This window comes from Maribacter sp., from assembly GCF_039968975.1.
Taxonomy (GTDB): Bacteria; Bacteroidota; Bacteroidia; order Flavobacteriales; family Flavobacteriaceae; genus Maribacter.
Genome location: NZ_JBDVOT010000247.1, coordinates 1 through 16,001, shown reverse-complemented (window position 1 = coordinate 16,001; position 16,001 = coordinate 1). Strand labels below are relative to the sequence as shown.

Sequence of the window (16,001 nt, the reverse complement as noted above, 5' to 3'; positions counted from 1 at the left end):
AACCGAAGAACGTTCATCAGAGGACATACCTGCATGATATGCTTTAGCGTCAAAACCGGCATTACGCAATTTTTCGGCAATAGATTCTGTACTTTTTCGGCTAAGGCAATAGATGATTCCGCTTTCATTAGGTCTATCATCTAAAAAATCTAGAATATGTTTTATTCTATCCTGAGCCGGTTTTACATCTAGATATAAGTTAGGTCTATTGAAAGATGCCAAATGACGTTTGGCATTTACAATTTGTAATTGATCTGCAATATCATCTTGTGTAGTCTTATCCGCAGTTGCCGTAAGTGCCATAACAGGTATATTAGGAAATCTTCTTTTTAATCCACCTAACTGAGTATAAGCAGGTCTAAAATCATGACCCCATGAAGATATACAATGCGCTTCATCTACGGCAAAAAGACTAATCTTTAAGTTACCCAGAATGTTATTAAAAAAACCTAAACTCTCTGGGGCTACATAAAATAGCTTCAATTCACCTCTTTCTAACTTTCCTAGAATTTCTTGTTGTGTTTCTACGGACTGTGAACTATTGTAATATTCTGCGGCAATTCCGTTTGCCTTCAGTACATCTACCTGATCTTTCATTAATGCTATCAACGGAGAAATTACAATTGCCGTTCCTTCTAGTGACAGTGCCGTTAACTGATAACAAAGTGACTTACCACCACCTGTAGGCATAATTGCCAATACATCTTTTTTACCAAGAGCATCTTCAATTATCGATAACTGATTCGGTTTAAACGAATCATAACCAAAGTGCTTTTTTAATAATGGTATTAGGTCTTTTTCTGTTGCTATCATGTTTTGCAAAAATAGTGTTTGAAATTGTCTTTGCTAGCTGTTTTCACAGGATTACTTACCTAACATCAACAACTCATTACACCTTATCTCGGTGATGTATCTTTTTTCACCTTCTTTAGTTTCGTACGATCTATGCGTAAGTTTACCTTCTACGGCTACCTGTTTTCCTTTAACTAAATAGTTCTCTACAATCTCAGCTGTTTTTCCCCATGCAACGATATTGTGCCATTGTGTATCATCTACCTTTTCGCCTTTTGCGTTTTTATAACTATCTGTGGTCGCTATTGAAAACTTAGCCAGTTTAGTACCTCCTTCTAAGTTTACAATTTCTGGATCTTGACCTAAATTTCCAATTAACTGTACTTTGTTTTTTAATGCGTTCATCTTACTAATTTTAATGGTTTACAAATTATTTTATCAAGCCATGTTAACTTGACACTGCAAACCTAGAACAGCATAGAAAGCTTATTTGGTTTATAAACGTTTACTATCGTTTGTAAACGTTTATAGTCGTTTAAAATTGTTTTTATAACTGATAAACAGCATTTTAAATTAAAAAAAATAATTGATGCAAGATGTAGAAATCACTATAACTTTCTATACATCCACCAGTTCATATCTCTAGTTAATTCATAACCTAACTTCTTATAAAGCGGTATTGCCAAGTTTCCTTTATTGGTGTGAAGAATAGGCTGCTTATTCTCTTTCAAAATCTCTTTTGTTGTATGGGCTATAAGTTGTTTTGCCAAACCTCTTCTGGTATAATCTGGGTGGGTTACTACGGCACTGACCTCAACAAAAAGATTGGTCTGCATTCGTTGCCCAGTTAATGAAACCAATTTACCATCCTTAAAAATTCCGTAATAATTTCCCATTTCAAAAGTCCTTCTACGATAATAACCGGGCATTACTAACCAGACCAAATCATACACCTCATCAATATACTCATCGCTGAGCAAAACAATATCTTCCGTTATTGGAACATCTGACAATTCATTTAATACCATTTGGCAACCATCAACTTTCTTCTCTAGGGCTATCTTAGTTTCATCTACTACAGGTGTTTTATTTTCTGATACAAAAAAGAAACTGTCGGTAGTATTTGAATATTGTTTTGAAGCGTTCGTAGTTTTCGCTTCATCAAAAAAAGCTCCAAATGTGCACACCTCTTGATCATAAAATTGCACTCCGTCATATTCAACACGAAACCTTTTATGTGTTTCATTTAACGAATACCAAACGGGGTTTTTAAGTTGTTCTATGAGATTTGCCATTTTAATCAATTTTCTAAGTTGTGCAAAATATTCATTCCTGAACAAATCATACTTCAAATTAAACGAAAACTCCTAAAATAAAATCTAACAGCTGCTATTTGGGCAGAAGCTTAAAATACCTTGACACTTATCCAATAAAAAACTATAACTTATGAGTGCAGAGACATTTAAACAAATCTCTAAATCATAAACACTTGATACCTTTTGTATGGATATCTTGAATTACAAGCAATTTACTACTTTACTATTCACGTCAATTTACGGCGTTTTTGGTATTTATCACTTGCTATCATATATAGTTTTAAGACACAAAATCTTACTATACTATTTTATTCTCATCATTGGTTTGACATTACATTATTGCCTCATTTTTATTTATGAAGGTTCGTTCAGTGAACAAGCAAAATTAATGGCTTACAATGCATCCCCAATCACGGCGGTCATTTCCACTTTTGGACTATTAATGTTCACAAAGAGCTATTTAAACATATCACCAATTAAGCACCGAACACTATCTTCAATTTATAAAGTTTTTATCGTAATTTTAATAAGTCTACCAGTAGCATATATATTAAATCATTTTATAATAAAGCTTGAATGGATACGAAATAGCATAATAATTATAGCTGCAATTACAGCATTGTCCACTACCCTTCTTTGTCTATTTTCAGGATTTCGATTATACAACACTGAAAAATTCAACAAATATTATTTGTACTCATACACCCCATATCTTTTTGGATCAATTCTTTACATAGCAGCTTGGTTTTCAAAAAAATATTATCAAGTAGAAACAGATGGTATGGTATTAACCACTTCAGTATTAGTGACATTACAATTAATTCTGTTCTCTATTTTAGTCAGTTACAAGTACAAATCTATTGAGGACAATAATATTAAAATGCAAGTAGAGGCCAATGATAAACTTGCAACCGAAGTTAAAAAACAGACTAAACATTTACAACTTGCCAAAGAAGATTTGGAATACCAAAATGAAGAACTTGACAAAGTAAACAAGCTTAAAAACAAATTGTTCTCCCTACTTACCCATGACGTAAGAGGACCTCTAAATAACGTTAGTGCCATTATTGAAATGATAGAAAGCCAGTTAGATGAAAGTGAATTAAAAGAGATTACCAAAAAATTAAAAAACGAAGTAATTGACAGAATTTCTATGGTCAATGTATTACTTGATTGGTCTTACAAGCAACTAGAAGGAGTCACTTTAGATAAAAAACTATGCAATTTAGAAACGCTTTTTATTACTATAAAAAAGGAGTTTCAAAGAATGGCAGACGACAAAGCCATAGAAATAGAGTTAGATATTTGGTACCAAGAACTCGTTATTGATGAAAATATGCTGAAGGTTATGCTTCGTAATTTACTTTCTAATGCTATTAAGTTTAGCAAGAAAGGTCAAAAAGTAATATTGTCCTCTAAATGTACTTCTAATAGTGTTGAAATTAGGGTTAAAGATTTTGGACTGGGAATGCATTCAGATTGGCACAAGCAGTCAGAAAACAACAATCAAACTACAGTTCGCGAAGGTACTAATGGTGAAAAAGGTACTGGTTTTGGCTTGATGATTACCAAAGATTTTGTAGAAATGAACGATGGAGAAATCATATGTAAAAGTGAGATCAATAAGGGTACAGAGTTTATTCTAACATTTAAGACTTTAACTCCATAACTCTACTCACTTGCCCAAAATTAAGCTTCACCATCTAAAGACATAAGCCTTTGAAATTCTTTAACGAACAAACCAACTTCATAGCCATCCATTAAGGCATGATGTACATGTATAGAAACCGGCATAGTTCTATTCTCTCCTTCACCGGTCATTTTACCAAACGAAATCTTAGGGCAACTATCTGCAAACTCAAAATGTCTTGCATGAGAAACAGAGGTAAAATCTAACCACGGCATACTAGAACAATGTAATACGTTTAAGCCACATTCAGGTAATTCTAATCCTGTTGACACCTTAACTTCTGCAATTACTTTATTAGCTGCCTCTTTAAACTCACTGAAAGTTTCTTTGTACTCCAAATAGGAAAAGCCGAAGGTTCCGTTATCCCTGCCAATAGTAGGTGATGCATGAACATCATCATACTCAAACACTTTACCATCTTCAATTCTATACTTAAATGGGGTAATACTATTTGCAGCTTTTAAAGTTCTATACAAGTAAACCAAGAAAAAAGAATTGTTAGAGGCTTTGGCATAATCATAAGCTTTAGAGCAATTAACTTTAACGGTAACACCATGAAAGGGTTCACTAAATTTTGAAAAAAACTTAAAATGTCCAGCCCTATTCCATTCCTCAATATTTAATTCTTTTTTCATTTATTTCTTGACCTTGTTTATGAATTTCAATCCGTTTCTTTCAGCAATAAATATACGACCTCAAATTTCAATTTAAAATTGTAATAACTTGTGCTTTCCAAATAAAGGGTGTTATTTCACTTTTAATAGATTATTATAATACAAAAAATACCATGGAAGAAAACAAAGACCAATGCATTACAGACATTATCGTAGCCAATAACGGTCCCCTAAAAATTAAAGGAAACTTACAAATTCAATTGGCATCTGGAGAAATTGTCACTAAAGAAGGTACTACAGGGTTTTGTCGTTGTGGTGTTTCTGAAAACAAACCATTTTGTGATGGATCGCACCGAAAAATAGAATGGAAAGGATAGAAAATACGCTATAACATAAGCTCTGATATCAAAATTGGTCACTGTCAATTAAAGTCATCATAACATGAATCATTTTATAGTAAAGAGCAATAATTTAATATTACCTAGTACAGAAGTGTAGGGTCCACATGCTTTCAATTATAAAAATCGCATTTGGTAATTGAAAATAAGCAAACCAGTATTCATACTACACCTGTTGTTCTAACTCAAGGCTATCTGCTGCTTGTAGTGCTTTCTTAATAGCAGTGCTCCACAGTGCATAGCCTTGTTTGTTTAAATGTAATCCGTCAGAAAGGTATAATTCTGGGATTGGTCTATTATCTGTGGTTATCATTTGTGCAAATACATTAATATATTGGGCATTCAGTTCAGTAATGAAATACTTGGACAGCATTAGATTAGTCTCCATGATTAGCGGAATTAAAGCTTCACGTTCTACACTAGGTTTTAAACTGATCAGCGCAAGCTCTACCCCCGGATATTTATTCTGTATCAAACCCACCAGTTCCATACACCCAGAAAGTACTTCTTGCGGCGTCTTACCATCGTTTAAATCATTTTCACCAGCATACAAAACAATCTTAGAAGGATTAGCTTCTTTAAAAATCTCGTCGAAGTAATGAATACACCAAGCAAAGGTAGAACCACCAAAACCAAGGTTTACCACATTGAACGGCTTTAAATCTCGCTTCATATTCACCCACAACCGTACAGATGAACTTCCATAAAAAGCAATTAAATTTTCTTGTGTTGGCAATTTCGCTATTCGCCTTTTTAGTCGTTTAATCTCATTACACCATATCGCAGGTGGCTCTTCTAAACTGTCAGCACCAGATGATGATATATTTAATTGCTCTGCCCTATCTATGGCCTCTTGAACATAAGAAGTGTATTCTTTTTGGTATTCTTCCATAAACGTATACAAATCTTCATTGCTTTTAAAAGGCACTTTATCACTCAACAAAAATGGTTCTTTAATAGCGCAGTAATATAATGACTTACCTATTCTATGATCAAAATTGACCATGACCACAGGCACTATATACGGTTCTGGTACGGTATTCAATGCTAATTTAAATGCTCCCATTTTAAATGGTCCCGGAGATTCGTCTGTTCTATATGACGTACCTTCTGGACTAATAATCAAATTATACTTCTGTTGTAGATTTTTAGAGGCTTCACTGTAAAAGATACTTCTTGCCTCTTTTTTACTATCGGCCGTGGCTTGTTCAGACTCTTTCGTATATACATTTATGTACCCAAGATTATCATAGTAATTCTGATGTCCATATTCTTGACCCTGCCCAATTCTAACTGTTCTAATACCTGGTTCTCCATATTTTTTATATAGCACCATAGCACTTAAAAAATGAGAATCTAAAGTAATCTGGAAGTTATTGTTCAGTGTATAATGGGTATCGTTGATCAAATGGTTATAGATGAAAATATTTCCTGTATCCTCTGGTAAATTCTCCCAACCCTCAATAATATATGGCACTTTTTTAAAGACTTTTACCGTCAATTCTGCACAAACTTTTCTGTTTTGCTTTGGATCTTCACTATTCTTTTCTGCTACGTTTTCATAGATATGTTGTAATCCACTAACGAAATCGTGTTCTTTTTGATCTTCACCCAATAATTCTAAGCTTAGAGAAGCTAAATGGCGTTCTAGAGCAGTTCCTTTCTTTACCAATGTTGATAGAGCATCATAAGCAAAATGTTTGGTCGTGGTACTTTTTAAAAGATGAGGAACCTGATGTAATGGCGATGACACCAATAAACGAGACTTATTATTCTTGATCAGTTGATAAACAGCCTGCAAATTATGCTTGCCTAATAACCCAACGTAACGTACAAAGGCCGCGTTGAGCTGATTGCCCATTAACCAAAGTAAACGCTGATAAAACTGACCTTCAAAAGCATCATCTTTTTGAAACAATTTCATAAGGTCACATTCAGGAATAAAATAAGCCGATGTTTTTGTATTGGTAATAGCAGGGCAAATATCTTTCTTCTTTAATAGACATGACCACCCAAAGACAAAACCAGAATTTTTTATAGATCGTTGTTTAATCTCAATCGTATTCTCTATTCGCTTAATGGTAACCTCTCCATGTATTAGTATAAACAAACCATTACTTGAACCATCTTGCACATAAAGCACTTCATCTGGCTCATACTCTCTACGCTCTGCCAAAGCGGCCAAAGACATCAAACTTTTCTCCTCAAAATAATCTAGAAATGGCGATCGGCGCATTAAAGAAACAATTTCTTCTTGTTCCGCAACCGGAGATATAAAAAACTGACGATCTTCAACAAAAGGCTGAAACCTTACAGGGCTCAGTAATTCGGTCTGCTTCAACAAGGCCGTTTGCAGCACACAATAAAGTTTTGCCCCAATATTCTTTAATAAGATGTTTTTATGCCCTTTACGCAAATACGTATCAAGTTCTTGAAAAGGTATTTCAAAAAAAGATGCTTTAGGTGATGCTACCGTAGCCTTATACGTAAAACGTTTTGGGGTATTAAATCCGTTTAAGCCTATAGTGGAATACGGTTCTGAGTTTTGACACACCAAAATATCACTATCAGGGTTTTCTAATGAAATATAATAATTGACACTCCCCTCTAAAAGCCATCTAAAGGTTACTACCTTTTTATGAATGTAGCTGATTGCATACCCTTTTTGATAGGTTTTGATTTTCCCGTTAGGAAAATATGTTTTCAATTTTTCAGTAGTAATCTCCTGCTTTAAAAGTCTAGTTTCGTGTATCATGCGCCTTCTAACTTAACTAGTTTAACCTAAAAAAAGAAACCCAGTACAGATTAAAATCAATTTAGCATTTTATGAATTTCATATTGCTCAAAACCGTAAAATTCACCCCTCTAAAATTAGAATAACCAAATTCAAATTCTATACTATCTTTTTATCCAAGCTTTTGTTATCTTTCCTTACTCAACAACTAACAAACCACTTCATGAAAATTATTAGACTTGTGCTAGCATTGATAATGCTTGCGCCATTAATGCTACAATCTCAACGTAGAAAAAGCAAAACAACCACTCCTGAAATTATTTTAAAAGACTCACTTTTCACCGGGCTAAAATGGCGAAATATAGGTCCGTTCAGAGGCGGGCGTAGTGTTGCTTCAACTGGTGTACTTGGACAACCAATGGTGTACTATATGGGTACTGTTGGCGGTGGAATTTGGAAAACTACGGATGACGGAATTACATGGAAAAATATATCTGACGGATTCTTAAAAACGGCTACCGTAGGTGCAATCTCTGTTTCTGAAAGTAACCCGAATATCGTAATAGCGGGTATGGGGGAACATGCCGCCCGTGGTGTTATGACCTCTATGGGCGACGGAGTATACAAGTCTACCGATGCGGGAAAAACATGGAAACACTTGGGACTCGATAAAACCAGACATATTTCTGATATCATTATTGACCCAACCAATCCAGATATAATTTTCGTTTCTGCCCAAGGAGCGCAATACGGTCCTTCTTCCCAAAGAGGTATTTATAAGTCTACCGATGGTGGCGAGACTTGGAAAAACGTTTTATTTGTTGATACCATTACCGGTGCTTCTGCCCTATCCATGGATATGACAAACCCAACAATTTTATATGCAGCTATGTGGCAGCATAGACGTTTTCCATGGACTATAGAATCTGGCGGTAAAAATTCTGGCATTTATAAATCTACCGACAGTGGTGAAACCTGGAAGCAATTGACCGATGGTTTACCAAAAGAAATGGGCAAGGCAGGTATATCTGTTTCAAGAGCAAATCCAGAAAGGGTATTTGCCGTTATTGAAGCCGAAGGGGAAAAAGGCGGAGTGTATCGTTCTGACGATGCCGGTAAAAAATGGAAACTCATCAACAAAGACCGTATTAATATTACGCGTTCTTGGTACTATATGGAAATCTTTGCAGATACCCAGAATGAAGATATCGTTTATGTACTTAACGCCCCTGTGACAAAATCTATTGATGGCGGTAAGTCTTTTACTCCATTACCAACACCCCATGGCGATAATCATGATTTATGGATAGACCCTTTGAACAACCAGCGTATGATAAATTCTAATGATGGTGGATCTAATGTATCTAACAACGGTGGCAAAAGCTGGAGTACACAACAGAACCAAAATACCGCACAGTTTTACAGAGTAATCACCGATAATTTAGTGCCATATAATGTTTATGGTGGGCAGCAAGATAACTCTACAGTTGCCATAGCCTCTAGAACCAACGATGCCGGTATAGATTGGAAAGATTGGTATGCGGTTGCAGGTGGTGAGAGTGCCTTTTTGGCTTTTGACCCAGACAACCCCAAATTAATATATGGTGGAACTTACCAAGGTAATATTGATAAATGGGATGCAGAAACAAAAGAATCCAAATCAATAAAAGAATATCCAGAACTTGGTTTAAGTATATCTCCAGAAAATGCAAAATACCGTTATAACTGGAATGCACCGATCATTACATCGCCACACGACAGAAAAACTATTTACCACGGTGGTAATGTAGTTTTCAAATCTACTGATGAAGGTCATAGTTGGACCGTTATAAGTCCCGATTTAACCAAAGACGAAAAAGACAAACACGGTCTTGGTGGCGGTCCGTTCACCAATGAGGCAGCAGGTGGTGAAATTTACAATACATTAACGTACTTAACCGAATCTCCACATGAAGAGGGCGTTATTTGGTCTGGTAGTGATGACGGTTTAGTACATGTTACTAAAGACGGCGGAGCAAATTGGGTAAATGTCACACCCACAGGTGCAAAAGAAGGTATTATAAACAGTATTGAAGTTTCCCCACATGACCCGGCAACTGCTTATGTTGTATTGATGCGTTACAAGTCTATGGATTTCGCCAACTACATTTATAAAACCACAGACTATGGATCTACTTGGACAAAAATCACCAACGGTATTACAGGTGACAATACCTTTACCAGAGTAGTTCGTGCAGATAAAAAGGTAAAAGGGCTACTTTATGCAGGTACAGAAACGGGCTTATTCGTTTCTTTAGATGATGGGTTACATTGGCAGCCTTTACAATTGAATTTACCGCTTACCCCTATCAATGATCTAACCATTCAAGACAATGACCTGGTAGCGGCAACAGCAGGTCGTGCATTTTGGATTTTAGATGACTTAGCCGCTTTACAGAATGCGACCACACCAAAACAGTCTTTGAATATTTTCAAACCTAAAGACACATATTTATTTATTGGTGGATTTAGCGAAAAACCGGTTTCCGGATTGGGCAGCAACCCAAAAAGTGGTATTACGTTCGATTATTATTTAAGCGAAGCGCAAGACAGCACCGAATTGAAATTAGAAGTTTTAAAAGATGGGAAAGTTTTACGAACGGTTACCAATCTAAAAGACAAGAAATTTAAATCATGGCCAGGCGGACCATCAAAACCCGCAATTCTAGCTTCAAAAAAAGGATATAATCGTTTTACATGGGATTTTAAAAGAGATCCGCTACCAGCAGTGAACAAAGTTTTTGTGCTTGGCGGTTTAAATGGTTCTACCGTTGGTCCTGGAGATTATATATTAAGACTTAGTTTAGGTGAACAAACTGCTGAAACAACAGCGACCATTTTACCACACCCAAAGGTAAAAGCTAGCATGGCAGATTACACAGAGCAACAAAATATGATGCAAACCATAGAAGCTACTGTAGTAGAAATACATAACGCAGTAAATGATATGCAATCGGCAAAAGCTCAATTAAAACAGTATGGTAAATTACTTGCAGATAATGAAAAAGCAGCAGCGCTACTAACTCAGGGCGATTCATTGACAAAACGTATTACTGCTTGGGAAGAAAACTTAATACAGCCAAAACAGAAAACTTTTCAAGATGTCATTAATTTTGAGAATAAACTAAATGCTCAATTATTGAATTTAAGAGGTTACATAAATGCTGCAGAACCTAAAATTACCGCAGGTGCTACAGAACGTTTTACAGATTTACTTGCAACTTGGAAAAGTTTTAAAACAGAGCATAATGCCATCATAAATACAGAAATGAAAGCATATAACTCTACATTTCAAAGTTTGGATATCCCTGCTATTATATTACCAAAAAGTTAAAACTAAATAATTGGAAAAACTTATATTAGACCAAACTTTTAAGGGAGAAAACTATACCGCTACCAGATTACCTAGAGCGGAGTATGAAAATTGCATTTTTGAAGGCTGCGATTTTTCTAAAGGATATTTAGATAGCCAAACGTTTCTAGAATGTGAGTTTACAGACTGTAATCTGAGCAATGCCAATATTGTAAATACCACTTTTAAAGAAGTGACATTTTCGCATTGCAAACTCATGGGGCTAGCATTCCACACTTGCAATAGTTTTTTAATGAATTTCTCTTTTGTTGACTGTAATTTAAGTTTTTCCGTTTTCACAGATTTAAAATTAATAGGTCAACTTTTTAAGGCTTGTAAGCTTGAAGAAGCAGATTTTAGTGATTGTGATTTAAGTACCGCCAAGTTTATGGACTGTAATTTACAACGCACCGTCTTTTCAAGAACAAACTTGCAAAAGGCAGATTTCAGCACTGCATCTAACTTTAGTATAGATCCAGAAAACAATACAATTAAAGGCGCTATCTTTTCTAGAGATACGCTCGAAGGATTATTACAGAAATACAAATTAAAAATTTTAGAATAAATTTAAAACCGGCAGGAATTTACCCTGCTGGTTTTATTTATTTTTACAAATAATTAGTTTTAAACCTATTTAATAGCCGAAACCCTCCAAATAATACCGCCATCATCATCATTGACTAACAAAGACCCATCTGGGGCAACAGTTACACCAACCGGGCGACCGTAAACTTCACCAGCTTCTTCATTAGCAATAAAACCTGTTAAAAAATCAATGGGTTCCTGAGGTTTTCCTTCTTTAAATGGCACAAACACCACTTTATATCCTGAAAAAACTGCTCTATTCCATGATCCATGTTGCCCAACAAAAGCTCCATTTTTATATTTTACAGGAAACTGTGAATCCGTATAGAAAGTTAGACCAAGAGAAGCCGTATGGCTTCCTAAAGGAACATCTGGAACAATCGCCATGTCTACAAGGTTCTGATGAGGATCATCTTCCCATCTTGGATCATTGATAGTTCCATAATAGCTATAAGGCCATCCGTACCAACCACCTTTTTCAACACTTGTCAGGTAATCTGGTACTAAATTATTTCCAATCTTATCTCGTTCATTAACTGCTGTCCATAAATCTCCTGTGACCGGATTCCAGTCCATACCCACCGGATTTCGAATTCCGCTTGCGTAAACAACCTCTCCTGAACCATCTATATTTACCTCTAAAATAGTTGCACGCTTTTCTTCTTTCTCCATACCCTGCTCCCCAACATTACTTGCAGATCCTACTGAAATGTATAGTTTATCTCCTTCTTTATTTGTTATGACATTTCGTGTCCAGTGATTATTATAACCACTTGCGGACAATGACACAATTTTTTCACCTTCACCTTCAAGGGTATTTTGACCTTCTTTGTAGGTATATCTATAAAGCCCATCTGTATTGGCAATATAAAAAAACCCGTTTAACACCAACATACCTAAGTTTTGATTGAGTCCTTCTTTGAAAACATGTTGTTCATCGACTTCTCCATCCATATCAGTATCTCTTAACAACGTAATTCTATTGGCACTGTTTTTAGTATTAGATTCCGCTACAAAAATATCCTTGTTTGGTGCTACATATGTCCACCTAGGGTGCTCTAAGTTTTCAGCAAATCTTTGTACTTCAAATCCCTCTGGCGCCTTAGGTAATTTATTGGATGGCCATGGAATTATCTTACTGTTTTTGGTTACAGATTCAGAAGAGTAAGGAGCTACCAATTCTAAAGGACCAATGGCAGTTTCAACAACCGAAGAACCTGTATTGCGCCATTTTTCTTTTGAATTTTCAGATATACTTTTTTTGCTTTTACAACTAACAAATAAAGTCGTTGATACAAGTAGATATAGTATTGTTTTCATAGTAAAGGTTTATCTCAAAGTTATAATATCAAACCTCAAAAGTGAACCACAACATACTGTTTATAAATACTTTAACAGAAATATAAATTGTATTTAAAAAATAGGACTTTACATACCTAAACAGATAAAATTCATTTTTTTTCGATTAATCATACTAAATTAAAATGAGTATAAATCCAACCAAATTTGAACCTATAATTTAAATAAGTACCTTCCTTTTTTAATTCAGTTTGATGGACAAAGACATAAAAGCAAAAATTATACAAATTTGTGATGCTAAGATTGCCGCAAAAGGAGAAAACGTTGGACTATCTTTTTACGCATTTTTCAAAAACAAAAATAACAATCCAGAACTCTTAATGGAAGTAGCTCAGTGGTGGATATTAGAGCATAAATTAGATCATTTTGAAAAAGCGATCAAAATCAAAAAGATGGTAAGTTCAATTAATTAATACTTTAGATGAAAAACTTAGCTCTTACCATATTCTTAATAGTTATAGTAACTAGTTGCAGCACTCAAAACCATAGTCAAAAAGACGCTGTAACTAATTATTACAAGGCTTTTGACTCTGGTAAATTCAACAAAATCAAAGAAGTCATTCATGATAGCCTTACCATAGTTTCAGGTGATTATGTTATGCCCTTCAATAAAAATAATTTTTATGAATTTTATACATGGGATTCAGTTTTTAAACCGTCTTATGAAGTAATAGAATTGACTAAGAACGGTGATGAAATCATTGCTACCATAGCACAGAAAAATCTTCGTAATGCCTATTTAAAAAACAACCCTTTAAAACTGAAAGTCAAAATTTCATTTACCGCGGGTAAAATCACAAAACTTGAAGAGTTAGATTATATTGATGTGAATTGGGATACATGGAACCAGCGTAAAGATTCACTAGTTAGTTTTATTCAAACAAAGCACTCAAAGTTAGATGGTTTTGTAAACGACATGACAATGAAAGGTGCAATTAATTATTTAAAAGCGATTGAGTTGTATCGTAAACAATAGTAGAGAGGCGAATAAAAAATTACTTCGTCTTCATTTAATTAGACAATTAATACACATTAACACTTATTATATTTAATTATCTTTCGCACATATTTACACTTAAATATCAAAACAACAATTATTAACTTATTATTAGTCAAAACGTTAACCATGAAAAAAATTATTTTATTATTAACTTTATTTACTGCTAGCTTTACTTTTGCCCAATCACCGTTAGAAGAAGGGGCATTACAAGCAAACGCAGGGTTTGGATTTTCAGGATGGGGCGTACCAATCTACGCAGGTTTAGAGTATGGTGTAGCGCCAAATATCTCTGTAGGAGGAGAATTATCGTATCAAAATTATAACCACAGTAGTGGCTTAGGTAGCGATTTCAAGAGTTCTATATTTGGTATTACAGGTAATGGTAATTATCATTTTAATGAAGTATTTGAAATTCCAAGCCAGTGGGATTTGTATGCCGGAGCTAATTTAACTTACTATAGCTGGTCAACTAAATTTAACGGAAGTACTGTTGATTATAATGGTGCAGACAGTTTTGGAATAGGTCTGCAAGTAGGTGGCCGTTACTTCTTCGATGACAACTTTGCAATCAACCTTCAAGTTGGTGGTGGAAACGTTGTAAGTGGAGGTAGAATCGGAATCACGTATAAGTTATAAAAACACTTTTTACAATAATATAAGGGTGGCTTACAACAATGTAAGCCACCCTTTTTCTTTATAATATATTGAACTTTTAAGTTTAACACCAAATGAACAAAGTACACCACACCGCCATAATTTGCTCTAATTACGAGGTTTCAAAGCAATTCTATTTAAATGTATTGCGCTTAGAGGTAATAAGTGAAGTTTATCGCGAAGAACGTCAATCTTACAAGTTAGATTTGGCTTTGAACGGCGATTATATCATTGAACTATTTTCTTTCCCAAATCCGCCAGAGCGACCGTCTAGACCAGAAGCATGTGGTTTACGCCATTTAGCTTTTGAGGTAGATGATTTGGAAAAAACAATTGCCCATTCTAAAAAATATCAAGTTATAGCGGAACCTATAAGGGTAGACGAGTTTACCAATAAACGATTTACTTTTATTGCAGATCCAGATGATTTACCCATAGAGTTTTACGAAAAGTAAACCAAACCGTTTGTAAACGTTTAATTTGTATCTTGTTACAAATATGAACTCATGAAACTATTACTGCTCTTCTTTCTTTCAACAACTTATTTTTTACAAGCACAAAACACAATATCATTTGAAGAAGGCATGATGAGTCCTGCCGCAACAATAAACGATATAGAATGGCTAGCAGGACATTGGAAAGGAGAAGCCTTTGGCGGAATTGCGGAGGAAATTTGGAGTCCACCTGCAGATGGTTCTATGATGTTCTCGTTTAGACTATTGGATAAAGGCGAAGTCAGTTTTTATGAATTTGGTCATTTGATTGAAAAAGATGCTACTTTAATTCTTCAATTAAAACATTTTGACGGCAATTTAAGCGGCTGGGAAGAAAAAGATGAAAACATAGATTTTAAGCTTGTAAAAATTGAAGGAAACAGATTTTACTTTGATGATTTTACTATTGAACGTGTTTCTGACAAGGAAATAAATATGTACGTGGAGGTTAGTGAAGAAGAAGGAACATCAAATGAAATAACATTTAATTACCACAGACAATAGATGGAAAGAGAATGTTTAGAATGTGGTAATAAGGTCATGGGTCGTATAGACAAAAAGTTCTGTAATGATCAATGCCGTAATACTTACAATAATAAAGTAAATCCTGCCAGCAAAAATCTTATTAGAAATATTAATAATAAGCTTCGCAAAAACTACCGTATTCTTGACAGTTATAAATTAAAGGACGGCAAGACAAAAACCACCAGAATGCGATTAATTGATAAAGGTTTTGACTTTGACTTTATTACCAATCTATACACCACAAAAAAAGGCACCACCTATTACTTTCTATATGATTTAGGCTACCTACCCTTAGATAATGACTTTTATATGATTGTCAAGCGAGAGTAGTTGGCTGTTGGCTGTTGGCTGTTGGCTGTTGGCTGTTGGCTGTTGGCTGTTGGCTGTTGGCTGTTGGCTGTTGGCTGTTGGCTGTTGGCTGTTGGCTGTTGGCTGTTGGCTGTTGGCTG

General features: G+C 34.9%; 16 protein-coding genes. 10 read left to right on the top strand and 6 right to left on the bottom strand.

Annotated features, from left to right (window positions below; translation table 11 throughout):
- From ABJI11_RS17300 to ABJI11_RS17290, 3 genes are all read right to left on the bottom strand, one after another.
- A partial coding sequence (locus tag ABJI11_RS17300; protein WP_348355092.1) for a RecQ family ATP-dependent DNA helicase occupies positions 1 to 813 on the bottom strand: 813 nt, incomplete at its 3' end.
- Positions 814 to 864: 51 nt separating this feature from the next.
- Positions 865 to 1,197 (bottom strand): single-stranded DNA-binding protein, encoded by a 333-nt coding sequence (gene ssb / locus ABJI11_RS17295; RefSeq protein ID WP_348355089.1) that lies wholly within the window; start codon positions 1,195 to 1,197, stop codon positions 865 to 867.
- A gap of 203 nt (positions 1,198 to 1,400) precedes the next feature.
- Positions 1,401 to 2,087: a GNAT family N-acetyltransferase gene (locus ABJI11_RS17290; protein WP_348355086.1), complete on the bottom strand. Its 687-nt coding sequence runs from the start codon at positions 2,085 to 2,087 to the stop codon at positions 1,401 to 1,403.
- Between the two features lie 208 nt (positions 2,088 to 2,295).
- On the opposite strand from ABJI11_RS17290, the gene ABJI11_RS17285 reads away from it, so the two are divergent.
- A complete protein-coding gene (locus ABJI11_RS17285) occupies positions 2,296 to 3,777 on the top strand; it encodes a sensor histidine kinase (RefSeq protein WP_348355083.1) in 1,482 nt (493 codons plus the stop codon).
- Positions 3,778 to 3,797: 20 nt separating this feature from the next.
- On the opposite strand, the gene ABJI11_RS17280 is transcribed toward ABJI11_RS17285, so the two are convergent.
- Positions 3,798 to 4,433 (bottom strand): chloramphenicol acetyltransferase, encoded by a 636-nt coding sequence (locus ABJI11_RS17280; RefSeq protein WP_348355081.1) that lies wholly within the window; start codon positions 4,431 to 4,433, stop codon positions 3,798 to 3,800.
- 152 nt (positions 4,434 to 4,585) lie between these two features.
- Between ABJI11_RS17280 and ABJI11_RS17275 the strand changes: the two genes are divergently transcribed.
- Positions 4,586 to 4,789 (top strand): CDGSH iron-sulfur domain-containing protein, encoded by a 204-nt coding sequence (locus tag ABJI11_RS17275; RefSeq protein WP_348355079.1) that lies wholly within the window; start codon positions 4,586 to 4,588, stop codon positions 4,787 to 4,789.
- A gap of 187 nt (positions 4,790 to 4,976) precedes the next feature.
- Here ABJI11_RS17275 and ABJI11_RS17270 read toward each other — a convergent pair whose 3' ends face one another.
- Positions 4,977 to 7,565, bottom strand: a complete 2,589-nt coding sequence (locus ABJI11_RS17270) for a GDSL-type esterase/lipase family protein (RefSeq protein WP_348355076.1) — start codon at positions 7,563 to 7,565, stop codon at positions 4,977 to 4,979.
- 202 nt (positions 7,566 to 7,767) lie between these two features.
- Between ABJI11_RS17270 and ABJI11_RS17265 the strand changes: the two genes are divergently transcribed.
- Positions 7,768 to 10,917 (top strand): glycosyl hydrolase, encoded by a 3,150-nt coding sequence (locus tag ABJI11_RS17265; protein WP_348355073.1) that lies wholly within the window; start codon positions 7,768 to 7,770, stop codon positions 10,915 to 10,917.
- Positions 10,918 to 10,927: 10 nt separating this feature from the next.
- Positions 10,928 to 11,500, top strand: coding sequence for a pentapeptide repeat-containing protein (locus ABJI11_RS17260; RefSeq protein ID WP_348355070.1), 573 nt, complete (start codon positions 10,928 to 10,930; stop codon positions 11,498 to 11,500).
- Positions 11,501 to 11,565: 65 nt separating this feature from the next.
- Here ABJI11_RS17260 and ABJI11_RS17255 read toward each other — a convergent pair whose 3' ends face one another.
- Entirely contained in the window at positions 11,566 to 12,840 is a 1,275-nt protein-coding gene (locus ABJI11_RS17255) for a sorbosone dehydrogenase family protein (protein WP_348355067.1), read from the bottom strand.
- 233 nt (positions 12,841 to 13,073) lie between these two features.
- Between ABJI11_RS17255 and ABJI11_RS17250 the strand changes: the two genes are divergently transcribed.
- The 6 genes from ABJI11_RS17250 to ABJI11_RS17225 all read left to right on the top strand — a co-directional run bounded on the left by ABJI11_RS17250 (position 13,074) and on the right by ABJI11_RS17225 (position 15,882).
- The gene (locus tag ABJI11_RS17250; RefSeq protein ID WP_348355064.1) at positions 13,074 to 13,292 is read left to right on the top strand and encodes a DUF6500 family protein; all 219 of its coding nucleotides are present in this window, start codon (positions 13,074 to 13,076) and stop codon (positions 13,290 to 13,292) included.
- A gap of 8 nt (positions 13,293 to 13,300) precedes the next feature.
- Positions 13,301 to 13,855 carry a hypothetical protein gene (locus ABJI11_RS17245; protein ID WP_348355062.1) on the top strand — a complete coding sequence of 185 codons (555 nt, stop codon included), beginning with the start codon at positions 13,301 to 13,303 and terminating at the stop codon, positions 13,853 to 13,855.
- A gap of 150 nt (positions 13,856 to 14,005) precedes the next feature.
- Entirely contained in the window at positions 14,006 to 14,515 is a 510-nt protein-coding gene (locus ABJI11_RS17240) for an outer membrane beta-barrel protein (protein ID WP_348355059.1), read from the top strand.
- Positions 14,516 to 14,607: 92 nt separating this feature from the next.
- The gene (locus tag ABJI11_RS17235; protein WP_348355057.1) at positions 14,608 to 14,988 is read left to right on the top strand and encodes a VOC family protein; all 381 of its coding nucleotides are present in this window, start codon (positions 14,608 to 14,610) and stop codon (positions 14,986 to 14,988) included.
- 51 nt (positions 14,989 to 15,039) lie between these two features.
- On the top strand, positions 15,040 to 15,531 hold the full coding sequence (locus ABJI11_RS17230; RefSeq protein ID WP_348355054.1) for a DUF6265 family protein: 492 nt from the start codon (positions 15,040 to 15,042) through the stop codon (positions 15,529 to 15,531).
- Positions 15,532 to 15,882: a hypothetical protein gene (locus tag ABJI11_RS17225; RefSeq protein WP_276491716.1), complete on the top strand. Its 351-nt coding sequence runs from the start codon at positions 15,532 to 15,534 to the stop codon at positions 15,880 to 15,882.
- Positions 15,883 to 16,001: the final 119 nt, after the last annotated feature.

Bases quoted from the DNA above. Each gene is read 5' to 3' on its own strand.
- ABJI11_RS17250 (WP_348355064.1), top strand. From the start codon at position 13,074: ATGGACAAAGACATAAAAGCAAAAATTATACAAATTTGTGATGCTAAG.
- ABJI11_RS17235 (WP_348355057.1), top strand. From the start codon at position 14,608: ATGAACAAAGTACACCACACCGCCATAATTTGCTCTAATTACGAGGTT.
- ABJI11_RS17225 (WP_276491716.1), top strand. From the start codon at position 15,532: ATGGAAAGAGAATGTTTAGAATGTGGTAATAAGGTCATGGGTCGTATA.
- ABJI11_RS17245 (WP_348355062.1), top strand. From the start codon at position 13,301: ATGAAAAACTTAGCTCTTACCATATTCTTAATAGTTATAGTAACTAGT.
- ABJI11_RS17270 (WP_348355076.1), bottom strand. From the start codon at position 7,565: ATGATACACGAAACTAGACTTTTAAAGCAGGAGATTACTACTGAAAAA.
- ssb (WP_348355089.1), bottom strand. From the start codon at position 1,197: ATGAACGCATTAAAAAACAAAGTACAGTTAATTGGAAATTTAGGTCAA.
- ABJI11_RS17255 (WP_348355067.1), bottom strand. From the start codon at position 12,840: ATGAAAACAATACTATATCTACTTGTATCAACGACTTTATTTGTTAGT.
- ABJI11_RS17290 (WP_348355086.1), bottom strand. From the start codon at position 2,087: ATGGCAAATCTCATAGAACAACTTAAAAACCCCGTTTGGTATTCGTTA.
- ABJI11_RS17230 (WP_348355054.1), top strand. From the start codon at position 15,040: ATGAAACTATTACTGCTCTTCTTTCTTTCAACAACTTATTTTTTACAA.
- ABJI11_RS17285 (WP_348355083.1), top strand. From the start codon at position 2,296: ATGGATATCTTGAATTACAAGCAATTTACTACTTTACTATTCACGTCA.
- ABJI11_RS17240 (WP_348355059.1), top strand. From the start codon at position 14,006: ATGAAAAAAATTATTTTATTATTAACTTTATTTACTGCTAGCTTTACT.
- ABJI11_RS17275 (WP_348355079.1), top strand. From the start codon at position 4,586: ATGGAAGAAAACAAAGACCAATGCATTACAGACATTATCGTAGCCAAT.
- ABJI11_RS17280 (WP_348355081.1), bottom strand. From the start codon at position 4,433: ATGAAAAAAGAATTAAATATTGAGGAATGGAATAGGGCTGGACATTTT.
- ABJI11_RS17265 (WP_348355073.1), top strand. From the start codon at position 7,768: ATGAAAATTATTAGACTTGTGCTAGCATTGATAATGCTTGCGCCATTA.